The following is a 17,601-nucleotide window of genomic DNA, read 5'->3' on the forward strand; positions in this document are numbered from 1 at the left end:
GGGCGTACCCTAGTTTTGAACGTGTCGACGCGCGTCGATAGATTCCGAGGCGTGTGCCGATTCAACACATTGATTGTTAAGACGAGGGAGTCTTCATGAAAGCAAAAGTCGCGTTAGTGGCGGTGGCAGGCTTGGCATTGGCCGGCCTCACCGCGTGTGGCACAGGGACGCAGTCGAGTGCCCCGTCGGCGGATGACGTCAAGTTCGAAGGCCGCGGTCCTATTACCTACGTTCAGGGTAAGGACAACTCCGGCAAAATCCAGGGTTTGATGGACATGTGGAACGAGGAGCACCCTGACGAGAAGGTGACGATGATCGAGCTCTCAACGGAGCCTGATCAGCAGCGTCAGTCGATGATTCAGAACGCTGAGACTAAGTCAAACGCGTACTGTACGGAAAGCGTTGACAATGTTTGGGTGGGCGAGTTTGCTGCTAACCAGTGGATTTTGCCACTGCCGGAAGACGAGATGAACAAGGAAGAGTTCCTTGAGCCGGTTTGGAACACGGGCCTGTACCGAGACCAGCTTTATGCGGTTCCGCACGGCTCGGATGGGGCGCTCCTCTACTACCGTGCAGATCTACTACGCGAAGCCGGTTTTGATCACGCTCCAAGCACCTGGGATGAAATGGCTCAGATGTGTGAAGCCGTGCAGGCTAAGCCAGGTAACGAGGGCATGAGTTGCTATGCGGGACAGTTTGCCAAGTATGAAGGCCTGACGGTTAACATTGACGAGATCATCCACACTGCTGGTGGCCAGATCATTGATCCTTCCACTGGCGAGGTAGTAGTTGATTCTCCCGAGGCCAAGGCTGGTCTGGAGAAGTTGAGCGAATGGATCAAGGACGGCAAGATCGCTCAGGAAACCCTGGATTACAACGAAGAGGATGGGCGTAGCGCGTTCCAGTCCGGTAAGGTGATTTTCCTGCGTAACTGGCCGTACGTTTACTCCCTGGTTCAAAACGAGGTTCCTGACATGGAGTTTGATGTTGCTCCTTTGCCGGGCTTTGAAGAGGGCAAGATTGGTGCCTCCTCGCTGGGCGGCCACAACATTGCGATTTCCAGTTTCTGTGAGAACAAGGCAACTGCTTTGGACTTCGTCAAGTTCTACACGAGTGCTGAGGCTCAGGCATATATGCTAAGAGAAGCCTCCCTCGCCCCGGTTTATACCTCGGTTTATGACGATCCTGCCAATATTGAGCAGTATCCGTACCTGCCTACGTTGAAACAGTCGATTGAAGCTGCTTACCCGCGTCCTCAGGTGCCGAACTACGGTGACGTGACCGCTGCGATTCAAGATGCTTCGTTCCCTGTGCTGAAGGGCGAGCAGTCTGTTGATGCTGCGATTGCGGACCTAGCCGCTAAGCTCACTGAGCTGACCGGACAGTAAGCGAACGCTTAGAACCTGTTGGGCTGTCGCGTTTTGGGTTCAAAATGCGACAGCCCAATGGGAAAGAGGCATAAATGTCTGCAAGCACAGTGGTAAAACCTTCACGAAACCGCAAATCTTCTAGGGCGAAGCAACAGGCGCGATTGGCGTGGTGGCTCGTCGCTCCAACGATTCTGGTTATTTCAATTGTTATTATCTTCCCTACCCTTACCTCGGTTTACCAGTCCTTCTTCGGGGCTAAGGGCATAGATCCGGCAACTGGATTTGTTAACCAAACAGAGCCCTTTGTTGGGTTCCAGAACTACATCAATATGTTCCAGGGCGATAGTGGTGCTCGATTCCAGACGGCCTTTTGGAACACCACGCTTTTTACGGTAACTACCGTTGCTGTCGAGACGCTGCTCGGCGTAACGATGGCGCTTATTATGCATAAGGCAATGAAGGGCAGAGGCCTGGTTCGCGCTGCAATTTTAATTCCTTGGGCAATCCCAACGGCGGTATCGGCGATCCTTTGGCGTTGGATCTTCGATACTAACGGTATTGCAAATGCGCTTATTGGTACCCAGGTTATTTGGGCGATTGGTGACTGGTCAGCAAAACTTACTGTCATCATTGCGGATAGCTGGAAGACAGCGCCTTTCATCGGATTGCTTACCTTAGCTGGTTTGCAGATGATCCCCGAGGAAGTATACGAAGCAGCAAAGATCGATGGTGCGAATGCTTGGAAGCGTTTCGTCCATATCACTATGCCGCTGGTGAAGCCTGCTTTGATTATTGCTGTGCTGTTCAGAATGCTTGACGCGATGAGGATGTTTGATCTTCCATACATCTTGATCGGGGCAAGGAAGAGCTCGGTTGAGACGCTTTCGATGCTCGTACAGGACGAGGCTTCGAATCTTCGCTACGGTAGCGCGGCTGCGTATGCGCTGGTGCTGTTCCTCTACGTCTTCCTTCTGGCTTTCGCATTCGTGAAGGTAATGGGAGCAGAGATTATTTCTAGTGAGGGTGAGAAACGTAGGGGCGTTCCGCTCTCCCTTATTCGCAGGGGTTACAGGAAGGATTCATCTCCCAAGTCCGCAACTGCTACGGCGGAAGCGGCTGGCGTGCATGAGAGCAGTAATCAGTTGTTAGCAGGAGGGAAAGAGCGATGAGCCCGAAATTGAAGAGGTCATTAACTTCCACGTCCTCATGGCTGGGAATTGTGGTAATCATAATTTTTTGCTTGGCTCCGTTTTATTGGATGATCGTTTCCTCCCTACGTCCAGCGCGAGATATTTTCGACATTTCGCTATGGCCGAAAGAAGTCAGCTGGGAGAACTACCTTGCGGTGTTCGATCCGGAACGTGGCTTTGGAACATCACTGTTAAACTCGCTGATTGTGGCCGGAACAACCACGATCTTGGCTCTACTCGTAGCAACCGTGGCCGCTTACGCGTTGGCACGTTTGGAGTTCAGAGGCAAGACGCTTTTGCTCACGATTATTATCGCGACGTCGATGTTCCCGCTGGTGGCGATCATCGTCCCGCTGTTGAAGTTGTTTACGTCTTGGGGCTGGATTAACACTTACCAATCGATGATCTTGCCCAGCCTTTCGTTCGCATTGCCGCTGGCAGTGTGGAATCTGACGAGCTTCTTCAAGCAGATTCCGGTGGATTTGGAACAGGCTGCGATGGTGGACGGTTGCACGCCCGGTCAGGCGTTTAGGAAAGTTATTTTGCCTATTGCGGCCCCCGGCATGTTTACCACGGCAATCATTGTGTTCATCAATGCTTGGAACGAATTCCTGATTGCCGTGACGATGGTTAATGATACGGCGATGCAGACCGCGCCTGTGGCCATCTCAAAGTTCGGTGGAGTTAGTCAGTTCCAAACGCCATACGGCTCGCAAATGGCTGCAGGTGTTGTTGTGACCATCCCGCTTCTGATTCTGGTTTTGATCTTCCAAAGAAGAATCGTTGCCGGCCTTGCTGCCGGAAGTATCAAACAGTAGAGTTCCGCATTTCGTAAAAGAGGAGGAGATTTCTTTGACCAACGTTCAAAGAAGCGACTGGGATCAGTGGTGGCGCACCGCTGTGATTTACCAGGTTTATCCGCGTAGTTTCAGTGATTCAAACAATGATGGCCTAGGCGATGTGCGGGGCATCATTAACCGGTTGGATTATTTGAAGAAGCTTGGGGTTGATGCGATTTGGATGTCTCCGCACTATCCATCTTTGCAGGCTGACGCGGGTTATGACGTGGCGGACTATTTCGATGTCAACCCTGAATATGGAACTTTGGACGAGTTTGATGAGTTGATCGCGCAGGCGCACAAGCGCGACATCAAAATCATCATCGACGTTGTCCCGAACCACTCTTCGGATCAGATGAAGCTGTTCCAAGATGCATTGGAGGCGGGTCCGAACTCGCCGGAGCGTGACCTGTACATGTTCCGTTACCGCGAAGGAAAGCGACCAAACAACTGGGGTTCCATGTTTGGTGGTCCAGCGTGGACTGCGGTTGATTCCCTCACGAATAATGAGGCGGATCGAAACTGGTGGTACCTGCACTTGTTTGCTCCTGAACAGCCGGACTTCAACTGGGAGAACCCGGAGGTACACGAGTTCTTCAAGTCCTATCTGCGTTTCTGGTGTGACCGGGGAGTGGATGGTTTCCGCGTTGACGTGGCGCATGGCCTTGTGAAGGCGCCGGGCCTGCCTGATGATGAGATTGGTCCGGATCGTTGGTCGGATGAGGCGCTGAGCTTCGACCAAACGGGCGGTCCGTTCTGGGATCAACCCGGTGTGCACGACATTTACCGTGAATGGCGTAGTGTCCTCGATGAATATGGACGCGATCGCATGCTTGTTGCGGAAGCCTGGCTGACGCCAGAGCGTGAGGCCCTCTATGTTCGTGAGGACGAGATGAGTCAGCAGTTCAACTTCAACTATTTGAAGGCGAACTGGGATGCGAAGCGTGTTCGCGCGGCAATCGATGACCCTATTAAGGCTAATGGAGTAGTGGGCGCTCCGGTCACTTGGGTGACGAGCAATCATGACGTTGTGCGCGCGACTACGCGTTATGGTTATGAACCGCAGATCAACTATGACCGGGGTATTGGTGTGGATGATCCGCAGCCTGACCGCGAGCTAGGTCTTGCGCGTGCGAAGGGCATGGCGGTATTCACCATGGGTCTCCCGGGTTCGATGTACATCTATCAGGGTGAGGAACTTGGGCTTCCCGAGGTTACTGACCTACCCGATGAGAGCCGTCAAGATCCAAATTGGCTTCGTACAGGCCATCAAGTTCGAGGTCGTGATGGGTGCCGCGTGCCGATTCCGTGGGAGGCAGATGCGCCTCACTTCGGTTTTGGCACGGGTGACACGTGGCTACCGCAGCCGGATTACTTCGGTGAGTTCGCGGCGGATGTTCAGGAGGATGATCCGGCCTCGACGCTTAACCTGTACCGCCGCGTGTTGAAGCTCCGCCGCGAGCTTGAGCTTGCGAACGGCGCCGTCGAGTGGGTAGATCTGGGGGACCAGAACATCCTTGCGATCCGCAATAAGGGCGTGCTACTCGTGTTGAACATGGGTTCTAAGCCGGTGACAATCAAGGACGTTACTAACGTAGTCGCGTCGTCTTGCGATGTTCTTATCGATGACGGCGAGGCCGTTGTGCCCGCAAACGGTGGAGCGTGGCTCCGATAGGTAAGTAATGCATGTGCATAGGGAGCAAGCCCCTATGCACATGCATTATTGTTTTGGGAGGTTGTATGGGCGTTACGCGAGCTGACGTTGCTAGGTACGCCGGAGTGTCGCCGTCGACGGTCTCCTACGTGTTCTCGGGGGCGCGTCCGATTGGTGACGATACGCGCCAGAAGGTACTTAGCGTTGCGAAACAGCTTGGGTATGTGCCCAATGCCTATGCGGCAAATCTGGCGGCGCGAAACTTGCGCACTATCGGTATTCACTTAAACCTTACGAACTCTGGCTTGGATCGTAGCTCTGCTGAATACGTGACAGGCATGATGCAGCGCTGTACTGAGCTGGGGCTCACCCTGTTGGTGCCGACAACCGTGGGTAATGATGAGGACACATTTCGCACGTTTCTACGGTCACGTTTGCTTGATGGCGTGATTTATATGGAAGTCGAGCTAGATGATTGGCGCGAGGATGTCCTGCTGTCAGAAAAGGTGCCCGCGGTGGCCCTGGGATTCTCAGGTAGGAAGGGCGGCGTTCCTTACGTTGAGACTGACTTCGACTCCGTGGGGCGAGTCGCGATTGATGAGTGTATCGCTCATGGACACGGCCAAGCTTTGTTAGTGGGCAGAAAACCCCGCTATTCAAGCTCTGGTGATCGCGTTGGGAGATCGATCCATAAGGCTGCGATAAAGCACGCTTGCGAACGCGGTTTTCACCTGGATGAGGTGTTTTTGCCTGTGAACTTCCTCGCCTCCCAGCAAGTCATTCCTTGGATGCGTGATAATCGGGATCAACATCCGGTGATTATTACTGACAACATGCCGGTAGCGGAGGGCGTGATCGGTTTTGCTGCCGACAATGGGTTTGAGCTTGCCCGCGATTATTCGATTATGACTCTGGGCAGCCAGATCGGTTACACGGCTGATACAGCGTTTGATTTGTCGGAGGTTTCAACGGATCGCGAGCAGATGGGCCGCCAATGCGTGGATCTGTTGGTTGAGGCTTCGCGCGCGAAGTCCGTTGAAGACCTCCCAAATAGTGTGGTGTTTGAGCCGAAGTTTATTGATCGAGGCTCGCTGGCATCACTGGTATAGCAGTAGACGGGGGCGACGCAGTGGCATATTTTTGCCCTTCACATCTGGCTCATAACCGAGGGGCTTTAAGCAGTTGCTCCGCTTCTTCGTGTCCGGGGAAGTAGCGGGCAACGAGGGCATGAAAGCGCGGAGTGTGTCCACGCTCAATCAGATGCACGAGTTCGTGGGTTAGCACGTAGTCCAAGCACTGCTCGGGTTTCTTCGCCAGGTTGGTGCTCAGCCAGATTCGTGTTGCGCGCGGGTTGCAGGTGCCCCAGCGGGTCCGCATTTTCTTGACTCTATACTCATTGGCGGTCAGCCCGGTGATGGCCTCGCACCGTTTAATAGCTGTAGGTAAGGCGAGCTTGAGCTGCTCGCGATACCACTCGGTTAAAACGCCCTCTCGCTTTTGGCGTGTAGAGCCGGCGGGCAGGGCCATAATCAAATGCTCGTCGCGCACGTGCACACTCGTGTGGGCGGATTCGCGCACTTCAAGGGTGAGGGGGCGCCCCCACAGGAAGTGAGTCTCACCAGCAGCGTAGGAGGGGCAGTCGCGCACCTGCCGTTCAATGCGCTTGCGGCCGCGCTCGATGGTGGCCAGGTGAGCCAGCACAAAGTCGCGTAGCGCCCGCTTGGGTACGCCACGCGGAGCGGTGATAACAACATTGCCAAACGGCGGCTTCACTCGCAGGTACATGTTCTTCAGGCCGATTTTACGCAGAACAGTAATAGTGATCCCCGCGACCTCAAGCGTTTCGGTGCTCACAACTCGCGGTTGCGCGCGTCGTATCCGCCTTCGCGGGCGCGGGGATCGGCCAGTCATGAAAGTTCTCCGTGGCGTTCGGGCGGACATTTTGAGTAGTGACTGCAGTTTAGGTGGCAAGGCGGGAAGGTAGTGAGAGGATTCTCAAAACTGGTTTTTTTGGGGGGGGGATCCTTGCCATTACAGGGGAAAGTGCCAAAAGCTCTTTTCAAATGTGATCTTGCAGTTCGAAAACGGAAATTATAGTCTCCACGTAAGAGTTTAGTCCTATAGTCCTAATTTCCATTAATTCGGCAGTTGTGGGACTGCTGATCGTTGCTCTAGTGCAATTCGTGTTAACCGTGAGGTTGGCACGGCTTACTTCACCATCAACAGATGCGAGTGGTCGCGCAGCGAGCCGTCAGATCTGCTCTATGTCCAGAATATCTTCGCGGAAGGAAGATTTAACAGCATGACGAAGCAAAACGCGATCAGTCGTCGTGGTACGGCGATTTTAGCTGCTGCTTTCTCTTTGGCCATGGTGGGCACTATTGCCCCTGCGGTGACGCCTGATTCTCCGCTCGTTCCGCCTGCTAGCGCGCAGGATCCTGCTCCGGCAGCCGGCAGCGACAAGGCCATCTATTCTCCTGGTCAGGCGAGTGAAAAGGGCACGATCTCTGGCTCTGTTAAGGAGATTGTGGAGGCGGCCGTTGGTTTCGGTACAGTTCAGGATTCCGGTAGGCCAATTGCGGGCGTGAAAGTATACGCCCAGTGGTATGAGGGCGTAAACACGGAGCATTCGTCCCCGGTGTACTACACCGAGAGCGACGCTAACGGTAACTTCACCATCAAGATGGGTCCGTACACCGATGCAGCCGGCGTGACGCGTGAGTTCGAGGCCGACGCGTCGGTCGGGGTGGGGAAAAAGCAGGATCACGCGCGTGAGAAGATTCGTGTCTGGACGGAGTTGCCGGACAGCGATACCGATAAGTATCGTCTCATGCACCAGCCTGCAGTAGGCATCTTCCCGAACCCGGCTGTTGCATTGCCCACCACGCCAAACACTCAGGGCGATGGTCAGTGGACCGGAAACAGAGTCACAGGAATGACCATCCAGTACGTGCAGAAGGACAAGCTACCGCAGCACCTTCCGGAAAACGAGTGGGTAGAGAGCGTTGGAAAGTCCAGTAACCGGGGTAACTATGCTGGCCAGGCGTTTTGGAACCTTGACGTCTTGCAAGGCGGTTTGAGCCACAACGTCGTTAGTAAATTTGACCCCAAGGACGTCGCTGCTCCTGGTTTGAAAGTGGTTGCCTCTTACCTAAACGACGAGGCCGTAACCAAGATTGAACAGTACGCGAAGGATAACTTTGCGGGTAAGACTCTGCGTGGGAGAGGATGGACTCCTGCTGACGAAGAGGGCCTGCAGCGCTGGATTAATGAGCAGGTAGCTGCGGATCCAGAAGGCTGGATTGCCGAGACGGTCTACACTACCACTGGCGCTGATGGTAGGTTCCAGCTGTTCTGGAAGGGTCTTTACGGCAATAACCACACTGGTACGGGTGGCGGTATTAATCCTCCAGCAGACAAACTGCACAAGCTGGCTGGTGCGTGGGATGAGGGCTCCTGGCTAAACGGTAATTCTACTTCCAAGCACGTCAACATGGATTGGTCCTACCTCAGTGTTTATGGTGCTGATGGCAACGAGCTACCTGACAACATCGGCGTGATGCACCCGTGGTCGTTGGGCCGCTGGATGGGACTTGGCAGTGGGGGCGGTGACGCCCAGTACTTCGGTGGTGATGGTGCCTTTATTGAGGCTACTACTGATGGCTACACGGGTTGGAACATTGCGCTTGCGCCGCAATCCTTGAAGTTTGATGTAGTGGATAAGAACACCACCGATAACTGGGCGACGGTCGGCGATACGGTTCAGACTGATACCTCCGGTCTGCCGATCACTCAGGATCTGAGCTACTACATCCAGTGGGTAGACAAGAACGGCAAAGTCGTCAAGACCTGTGAGACCGCTAAAGCTGATGCCGCGACCAAGATCCCAAGCTGTCCCTTCGAAGTTCCTGCGGATGCCCAAACTGGTGATACGTTCACTGCCCGCCTGAAGCTTGCTGATGGCGATCCAAATCCTGAGGACGATCTGGTTCTGGCTCTAGATGCCTTCGCTGTAGCTCGCGAATACTTGGAGTACAACGAGGTTGAGGCTAAGCAAGGCGTGGCGGCTTCCGCCATGCCGAAGTTCGACAACCCGGCTACCGATTTTGCGGAAACCAAGCCTGAAAAGGCGAGCTTCAGGCTTGGCACATTGCCGGAGGGCGTCACTAAGGATCAGGTTTCGGTTGATCCTATGACTGGTGTTGTGACCTTCACGCCGAACGCTGACCAGGTTGGTAAGACTTTCAAGTTCCCAGTTGAGATGCGCAACGAGGATCTGCGGGTCCCTGTTCTCGACAAGAACGGCAATCCGAGGATTGATAAGAGGACCGGCAAGCCGATCACCCAGGGCCGCGTTGTTGCCCATGCCGATGCCCCATTCAAGGTAGCGGACACCACCGCAGCAACTGTTGAGCCTGAGTATGAGGGTAAGTTGGTTGTTCCTGGTGTGGAGACGAAGTCTGCTCCGTCCTTTACTGATAAGGATGGTCAGGATGTAACGGTTCCTGAGGGTTCGAAGTTCGCTGTTGATGGTGGCTTCACGGTTCCTGAGGGTTACGAGGTCAGCATTGATGAGTCCACTGGTGAGATTACTGTTTCGTTCCCGGATGGGTCGAAGTTGAATAAGGACACTGTTGAGGAGTTTGATGTTCCTGTTACGGTGACTTATAAGGATGGCACTACTGATGAGGTGAAGGCTAACTTTAAGCTGGATACTGATGGTGATGGCACTCCTGATACCACGGATGAGGATGACGATAACGACGGCATTCCTGATGGTGATGACTCTAATCCGAAGGTTCCGAACCAGAACACTATTTACGAGCCTGAGTATGAGGGTAAGTTGGTTGTTCCTGGTGTGGAGACGAAGTCTGCTCCGTCCTTTACTGATAAGGATGGTCAGGGTGTAGATGTTCCTGAGGGTTCGAAGTTCGCTGTTGATGGTGGCTTCACGGCTCCTGAGGGTTACGTTGTTGAGATTGATCCGAATACTGGTGAGATCACCGTTACGTTCCCGGATAAGTCCAAGCTGAACAAGGACACGACGGAAGAGTTCGATGTTCCTGTTACGGTGACCTACCCTGATGGCAGCACTGATAAGGCGGATGCGAACTTCAAGCTGGATACCGATAACGACGGTAAGCCTGACACCACGGATGAGGATGACGATAATGACGGCATCCCGGACGAGGAAGATAGCAACCCGAAGGTTCCGAACCAGAACACGATCTACGAGCCTGAGTATGAGGGTAAGTTGGTTGTTCCTGGTGAGGAGACCAAGTCGTCCCCGTCCTTTACTGATAAGGATGGTCAGGGTGTAGATGTTCCTGAGGGTTCGAAGTTCGCTGTTGATGGTGGCTTCAAGGCTCCTGAGGGCTACGAGGTCAGCATTGATGAGTCCACTGGTGAGATTACTGTTTCGTTCCCGGATGGGTCGAAGTTGAATAAGGACACTGTTGAGGAGTTTGATGTTCCGGTTACGGTGACTTATAAGGATGGCACTACTGATGAGGTGAAGGCTAACTTTAAGCTGGATACTGATGGTGATGGCACTCCTGACACCACGGATGAGGATGACGATAACGACGGCATTCCTGATGGTGATGACTCTAATCCGAAGGTTCCGAATCAGAACACGATCTACGAGCCTGAGTACACGGATGGTTCGGGTAAACCTGGTAGCGAGGTAACGGTTCCTGCTCCGACCTTTACTGATAAGGACGGCAAGGATGCTACGCCTCCGGAGGGTACCAAGTTCACTCCTGGTGAGGGCACGCCTGATGGTGTGACTATTGATGAGAACACTGGTGAGATCAAGGTGACCATCCCTGAGGACGCTACGCCTGGTAGCAAGATCGAGGTTCCGGTTGTAGTGACCTACCCGGATGGCACCAAGGACAACGTTGACGTCACCATCACGGTTGAGCAGCCTGAGGTGAAGGACAACGAGAAGTACGAGCCTGAGTATGACGGTGGTTCGGGTAAGCCTGGTGACGAGGTAACGGTTGACAAGCCGACCTTCAAGGACGGCGACGGCAACGAGGTAACGCCTCCGGAGGGCACCACGTTCACTCCTGGTGAGGGCACGCCGGACGGCGCAACCGTTAACGAGGATGGTTCCATCACGGTGACTATTCCTGAGGACGCTAAGCCTGGTGACAAGATCGAGGTTCCGGTTGTTGTGACCTACCCCGATGGCACTACCGATGAGGTGACTGTTACTGTCACGGTTGAGCAGCCTGAGGTGAAGGACAACGAGAAGTACGAGCCTGAGTATGACGGTGGTTCGGGTAAGCCTGGTGACCAGGTAACGGTTGACAAGCCGACCTTCAAGGACGGCGACCGCAACGAGGTAACGCCTCCGGAGGGCACCACGTTCACTCCTGGTGAGGGCACGCCGGACGGCGCGACCGTTAACGAGGATGGTTCCATCACGGTGACTATTCCTGAGGACGCTACGCCTGGTGACAAGATCGAGGTTCCGGTTGTAGTGACCTACCCCGATGGCACCACCGACGAGGTTACGGTCACGATTACCGTGACGGAGAAGGACGCAACTCCAGTAACGCCGGGTGAGCCGACTGAGCATAACCCGTCCCTGGGCGCGTCTGCGGACGACCCCGCAGACTGTGAACTGCCTCCGTTCGTCACCGTCGAGAAGACCGAGGGCGTTGTATACAAGGTCACGGTTGATGGCAAGGAGCTAACGCCTGACGCTGAAGGTAAGTACGTCTACGCGTACGGTCAGACCGTCAAGGTTGAAGCAACCCCTGCTCAGGGCTTCACCTTCCCCGAGGGTGCGAAGACTACTTGGACGTACACGACCGCGCAGAACGAAATCTGCAACGTTCCCGATGTTCCTGAAACTAAGGACAACGAGAAGTTTGAGCCTGAGTACGAGGATGGCACCGGTAAGCCTGGTGAGGATGTTACGGTTGACAAGCCGACCTTCAAGGACGGCGACGGCAACGAGGTAACTCCTCCGGAGGGTACCAAGTTCACTCCTGGTGAGGGCACGCCTGATGGTGTGACCGTTAACGAGGATGGTTCCATCAAGGTGACTATTCCTGAGGACGCTAAGCCTGGTGACAAGATCACCGTTCCGGTTATAGTGACCTACCCGGATGGCACCAAGGACAACGTGGATGTCACTGTCACGGTTGGCGAACCTGACACCAAGACGCCAGACTGGAAGGACGGCTCTGGCGAGCCGGGTGGCAAGGTCGTAATCCCGAACGATGGCGGCCCTGTTGATGACGGCACCACGGTCGAGACAGACGGCCCCGGCAAGGCAGAAATCGATGATGACGGCAACCTCGTTGTTGACATCGACGACAACGCTAAGCCTGGTGACAAGATCGTAGTTATCGTCAAGGATAAGGACGGCAACGAGATTGACCGCGTGACGGTCACCGTTGAAAAGCCTGCCGCTGGCGACACGACCGAGAAGGTAGTCCAGAAGCCTAAGCTTGCACGCACTGGTGTGCAGGTAGCAGGACTCGCTGGTATTGCAGCCGCAATGGGCGCAGCAGGCCTTGGCCTGGCGTTCATGCGACGCCGTCGCGAAGACGAAGAGAACTAATCGCCTAGCCGACGAAACACCGGCATAACAGTACGGGGGTGAGACCCTAAACGGTCTCACCCCCGTCACTCATATAAATCTCAAATAAAAACGCGGGCTGCCGGACTATGAGTCAGCAGGCCGTTGGTTCCGCACAGTGTGTAACATCACCTGCCGAATGCAGAAGTTACCTGTAAAGTCGTTTTCGCGGATGATATAGTATATGAGCTCCCTATGGACGTAGAGCGAAGTCATAGTGCGCCGGAGTGCATCGGCGGTCATAGAACAAAATACTGACTTCATAAGGGCCATTGAGCCTTCTAGAGTGTCCCAGGACTATTTGGATAAGGATACACAATACATATGTCACACCCCACTACCGGGGTAAAACGCCCCTTGCGTTCATCTTTGGTTACGCTATCAGCCGTAGCTTTGATAGGAAGTACGCTTGGAGTTGCCCCGAGCTTTATAGCCCCGCAAGAAGCCGCCGCAGCAACAGTGTCTGGCGGTATCCGCGACAAGTCCGGCGCGGTTGAGAAGGACGCTCAGCAGGCTTCGGACCTGCCGGCCGGTTCGTGTGTCGTTGAAAGCGCCGAGCCGGAGGGCAGTCAGGCAGGCTTTACATGGAATACCTTGGAACCAAGTCCAACTAGTGCTGACCAAAAGGCATGGGGACTGAGCCTTGCCTTTGATAGCTCCAAGGATCGCACGTTCGCTGATTGGAGTTTTACAAACTCGGGCTTACTTGCTGCTGTTTTGAACGCTGGATCGGTTCCTTCGGCAGACATCGGCCAGACTTTTCTTGGCGATCCAGTCACTGCCAAGGCAGACGAAAACCTCGAGATCACTGCTGCCCGCCTCCAAAGGAATTTGAATCTCCTATCGGAACTGAGCGAACAGAAAGTTAAGCAGTACGCCGAAGCTACTGCGGACAACCCGGTGCGTTACGCTTGGCACGGCCAGTATACAAAGGACAACCCGGATGGCCTGAGAGCTACTCAGGGACCCAACGCCATCGTTACGGCTGTTGTGAACCCGTGGCCGAGCGAGAACATCGAATGTAACCCCATCACGGTGTCTTGGGAGAGCTTCGAGAAGCACGTGATTGTCCCCGGTGAAGAGACCAAGGTCGGCAAGATCAATATTCCTGCCGTGCAGAACGGCGGTACGGATGACTCCATGTCCCGCATGATCGTGGAGGCCTACGATGGTACCGGTCAGTTCATTGGAACCACCGACGCAGAGGCTTCCGGCGGCACCCAGAACTTGCGTATCGACGACAACGGCGATATCTATTTCACTTGGCCTGAGTACCGAGGTACTGACTTGGCGGACGACAAGAACGTGCATTTCGCGGTGTTGGCCAAGCCTCGTACCGTGGACCAACTCCAGGCTGCGGTCGAGAACAACAACTTCGGTATAGGAAATGCGTTCGAGAGCGCTAACTCGCTGACCCGCTACAACACACCGAACGTCATCGACTCGAAGGCGTTCTCTCTGGATGACACCGAGTACCACAACCCGCAGTATGACAAGACCGATGCCTCGATCATCTCGGGCGTTGACAGCGAAACCGGACCGCTGGCTACGCAGCTGCAGAAGGTTGTCTTCACCCAGACTCCTGACCTGATCAAGGAACTTGCAAAGAAAAAGCCTGAGGGCGGTTTCGAAGCTACGGTTGAACTGGACGAGAAGTACATCTACGAGGGTTGGACCGTTGAGATGGACGATGACTACAACGTCACCGTGACTGCCCCAGAGAATCCGAAGCCGGGCACTTTTGCCCGCCCGAAGATTACGGTGGAGTACTCGAACGGTTCTACGGACGTTTTGGAACTGCTAGTGGTAGTGGACCCGAACCACACGCAAGTCACGGACCTAGTGCGCCCGGGCCTTTCCAAGGGCAGACTGAATGAAGAGATTACCGCTCAGGTGGGTACCAAGTCCATCATGAAGGGCCACAGGCCTGTTCCGCCGGCAAAGTTCGAAATCGACCCGGCTACCGTTCCGGACGGTTGGACCGTGAACGTTGACGAAACTGGAACGGTCACTGCAGTGGCGGACGATACGGTTCCACCGGGAAGCATCATCACCCCAATGGTGAAGGCTACCTACCCGGACCAGACCACGGACGAAATCGAAGTTCAGTTCCAAGCGATTGTGGATATCAAGGTTCCCGATTACAACACAGTGACGGGGCAACCGAGCGCGAATGTCAGTCTTACGCCCGAAATTCCTGAGCGGGGGTTGAGCGGAAATACTACTGACGAAGCTCCAGTGCGGTACACCTTCGAAGATGGCACTACCCAGACCACCCTCACAAGCAAGGATGGCAAGACTTGGACTGTCTTTGTTGACGAGAATACTGGTGAAATCACCACCACTATTCCTAAGGATGCCGTGGAAGGGGACTTGCTGAACGTCCCGGTTCTCGCGCACTACGAGAAGGACTTCAAGCCGCAGCCGGTTGTTGGCACGGTTGTTGTCATTAAGGGTGATCTCAAGGCGTCTTACGACGTTCAGGTGACCGGGCCTAATGAGGCAGTCGATCACCACGTTGATGGCGCCCCAGATGGTTCCACGTTCTCGTTCGGTTACACGGACGGCAAGCCTGTCCTGGAGCAGACAACTGAGAACGGCTGGAAGTACACTATCGATCCAAAGACCGGTGTTGTTTCTTCCACCCCGCCGGCTAACTCGAAGCCGGGTGACAAGAATACCGTTAGCGTCAAGGTGAATGCGCCTGACGGCATGACCACAGAGGTTCCCGTAACCACCGTGGTTAAGCTAACTAACAGCTGGGAGTCTAACCCGGTTGTCCCGCCAAAGACGGTATACCCCAATGGCACAGTGACCTCCCCTCTGACGCTGGAGAAGCCAGAGAGCATCAGCGTTGCCAAGGAGAACCCGTACGAGATTGCTCCGCTGCCAGATCACATTACTCCGACCGGCGATACGAACGAGTACGGCAACCCGACCTACACGTTGAAGACCGATAACGGCGACTGGATCGTTAGCCTGGATGACAAGGGCAATGTAATCTCCACGGCACCCAAGACTGCCGAGCCGGGTGACCAGATCGAGGTTCCGGTCACAGTCACATATGAAGACGGTTCTAAGGACATCACTTCCGCTGTGATCAACGTTGTTGATGTGCCCGAGCGTGAGATTCCGTTCAAGGTTGAGTACAAGTATGACGACACCGTCCCTGCTGGCACCTACAAGGTTGAAACCGAGGGGAAGCCGGGCGCGGAAACCTTGAGCGCAGATGGTACCTGGACCCGTATCGTAGATCCTGTTAACGAGGTTGTAGTGGTCGGCACCAAGCCGGCTGAGAGCGCCAAGGACGTCACCTGGACCGTTCCGATTCCGTTCCCCACCGAGGTTCGCGAAAACCCGGATCTAGCCCCTGGTGAGACAAGGGTTGTCCAGGAAGGTGAGAACGGCGAGAAGACCTACACGGCTAAGTTCACCGCTCAGGGTGACAAGGCCGAGGTGGCCGAGGCAGAAACCACCAAGGCACCGAAGCCGCGTATCATTGAATACGGTCCGCGCTTGGGTACTGACGAGTTAGTAACCAAGACGGAGAAGCCGATTCCGTTCGAAACAGAGGTTGTCTTTGACAGCACTTTGGAAGAGGGGCAGCAAGTTGTTGACCAGAAGGGCGAGCTAGGTACCGAGGTCACCACTTCTACGCAGAAACTTGTGGACGGCAAGCCTGATGGCGACCCGATTGTAACGACCGAGCGCACCAAGGAGCCGGTCAAGCAGATCATCCGCGTTGGCACCAAGACCACTGGTACTAAGACCTCTGAATACGAGGTAGACGTGCCATTCGAGACAGAGATCATCTTCGATGACACGATGGAAGCCGGCACGCAGGAAACCGTGCAGGAAGGCAAGCTCGGTAAGGACAAGGTAACCACCACCGACACCATTGAAAACTCGCAGGTTGTGGATACCAAGACCGAACGTGAGCGGGTGACAGATCCGGTCAACAAGATCATCAAGGTTGGCACTAAGGGCGAGCCTGCTTCCACTAAGGTGGAGTGGACGGAAAAGACTCCGTTCGAAGTCGAGGTGCGAGTCAACCCTGAACTGAAGCCTGGTGAAACCAAGGTTATTCAGGAAGGCAAGCCGGGCGAGATCAAGCATACCGTTACGGTGAATGTTGAAAACGGGGAGGTTTCTAAGGAGGATTCCTCCGAGAAGATCAGTGATCCGGTCAAGCAGATTGTCGAGGTTGGTCCTTCCAAGACTCAGACTACGTTGACGGATAAGCACACGGAAAAGACCCCGTACGAAACGGTGATTGAGTACGACCCGAACCTCGAAGTTGGCAAGATCGTTGAGGACCAGCCAGGTTCCTACGGTGAGAAGGAAATCACCAAGACCTGGCAGCTCGAGAATGGCGAGCCGGTAGGCGATCCGGAAACATCCGAGAAGGTCATAAAGGATCCGACAACACGCAAACTGCGCGTTGGCACCAAGTGCCTGTGCGTAGATCCGACGGAGCCGACGGATCCCACCGAACCTGCCGAGCCGACGGATCCAACGCAGCCGACGGATCCAACGGAGCCAACGGACCCGACTGATCCGACGCAGCCGACCGAGCCGACGGATCCCACGGATCCGACGCAACCGACGGACCCGACGGACCCAACTGACCCGTCCGAACCGACGCAGCCAAGCGAGACAACGCCGGGCACGACGGCGGGTACGATGCCAAGCGACAAGGTGACCACTCCAAGCACTGAAGGCAGCAAGTCTGCTGAGTCGGGCGCTCAGAGCGGTTCTTCACTGGCTCGCACCGGTGTTAGCGTCGGGGGCTCGCTAGCGGCAGCCGCTGCGCTGCTACTGGCCGGTGCTGGCTTCACCACAATGCGCAGGCGTAACTCCCAGCGCTAAATGAGCAATAGCGGAGCCTTCGGGCGTTAACCGCTAACTCAAACCAAATATGGCGGGAATACAGAATCTGTATTCCCGC

At 54.9% G+C, this 17,601-nt stretch carries 8 protein-coding genes; 7 read left to right on the forward strand and 1 reads right to left on the reverse strand.

Annotated features, from left to right (window positions below):
* Nucleotides 1-95 precede the first annotated feature (95 nt).
* The 5 genes from BQ7114_RS08385 to BQ7114_RS08405 all read left to right on the forward strand — a co-directional run bounded on the left by BQ7114_RS08385 (nucleotide 96) and on the right by BQ7114_RS08405 (nucleotide 6,162).
* Nucleotides 96-1,388: an ABC transporter substrate-binding protein gene (locus BQ7114_RS08385; protein WP_072344408.1), complete on the forward strand. Its 1,293-nt coding sequence runs from the start codon at nucleotides 96-98 to the stop codon at nucleotides 1,386-1,388.
* A 74-nt stretch (nucleotides 1,389-1,462) separates the two neighbouring features.
* Nucleotides 1,463-2,539 (forward strand): carbohydrate ABC transporter permease, encoded by a 1,077-nt coding sequence (locus BQ7114_RS08390; RefSeq protein WP_072344410.1) that lies wholly within the window; start codon nucleotides 1,463-1,465, stop codon nucleotides 2,537-2,539.
* A complete protein-coding gene (locus tag BQ7114_RS08395; protein ID WP_072344412.1) occupies nucleotides 2,536-3,378 on the forward strand; it encodes a carbohydrate ABC transporter permease in 843 nt (280 codons plus the stop codon). The genes BQ7114_RS08390 and BQ7114_RS08395 overlap by 4 nt, the downstream gene beginning before the upstream one ends.
* A 34-nt stretch (nucleotides 3,379-3,412) precedes the next feature.
* Nucleotides 3,413-5,074 carry a glycoside hydrolase family 13 protein gene (locus tag BQ7114_RS08400; protein WP_072344416.1) on the forward strand — a complete coding sequence of 554 codons (1,662 nt, stop codon included), beginning with the start codon at nucleotides 3,413-3,415 and terminating at the stop codon, nucleotides 5,072-5,074.
* Between the two features lie 65 nt (nucleotides 5,075-5,139).
* Nucleotides 5,140-6,162, forward strand: a complete 1,023-nt coding sequence (locus tag BQ7114_RS08405; RefSeq protein WP_072344419.1) for a LacI family DNA-binding transcriptional regulator — start codon at nucleotides 5,140-5,142, stop codon at nucleotides 6,160-6,162.
* A gap of 49 nt (nucleotides 6,163-6,211) precedes the next feature.
* On the opposite strand, the gene BQ7114_RS08410 is transcribed toward BQ7114_RS08405, so the two are convergent.
* A complete protein-coding gene (locus BQ7114_RS08410; protein ID WP_072344421.1) occupies nucleotides 6,212-6,907 on the reverse strand; it encodes a M48 family metallopeptidase in 696 nt (231 codons plus the stop codon).
* Between the two features lie 448 nt (nucleotides 6,908-7,355).
* Between BQ7114_RS08410 and BQ7114_RS08415 the strand changes: the two genes are divergently transcribed.
* Together BQ7114_RS08415 and BQ7114_RS08420 are read left to right on the forward strand one after the other, a co-directional pair.
* Entirely contained in the window at nucleotides 7,356-12,635 is a 5,280-nt protein-coding gene (locus BQ7114_RS08415; RefSeq protein ID WP_072344424.1) for a YPDG domain-containing protein, read from the forward strand.
* Nucleotides 12,636-12,977: 342 nt separating this feature from the next.
* Entirely contained in the window at nucleotides 12,978-17,522 is a 4,545-nt protein-coding gene (locus tag BQ7114_RS08420) for a G5 domain-containing protein (protein WP_083431808.1), read from the forward strand.
* Nucleotides 17,523-17,601 lie beyond the last annotated feature (79 nt).

This window comes from Actinomyces urinae (assembly GCF_900119695.1).
GTDB classification, from domain to species: Bacteria; Actinomycetota; Actinomycetes; order Actinomycetales; family Actinomycetaceae; genus Gleimia; species Gleimia urinae.

Bases quoted from the DNA above. Each gene is read 5' to 3' on its own strand.
- BQ7114_RS08385 (WP_072344408.1), top strand. From the start codon at position 96: ATGAAAGCAAAAGTCGCGTTAGTGGCGGTGGCAGGCTTGGCATTGGCC.
- BQ7114_RS08390 (WP_072344410.1), top strand. From the start codon at position 1,463: ATGTCTGCAAGCACAGTGGTAAAACCTTCACGAAACCGCAAATCTTCT.
- BQ7114_RS08395 (WP_072344412.1), top strand. From the start codon at position 2,536: ATGAGCCCGAAATTGAAGAGGTCATTAACTTCCACGTCCTCATGGCTG.
- BQ7114_RS08405 (WP_072344419.1), top strand. From the start codon at position 5,140: ATGGGCGTTACGCGAGCTGACGTTGCTAGGTACGCCGGAGTGTCGCCG.
- BQ7114_RS08415 (WP_072344424.1), top strand. From the start codon at position 7,356: ATGACGAAGCAAAACGCGATCAGTCGTCGTGGTACGGCGATTTTAGCT.
- BQ7114_RS08420 (WP_083431808.1), top strand. From the start codon at position 12,978: ATGTCACACCCCACTACCGGGGTAAAACGCCCCTTGCGTTCATCTTTG.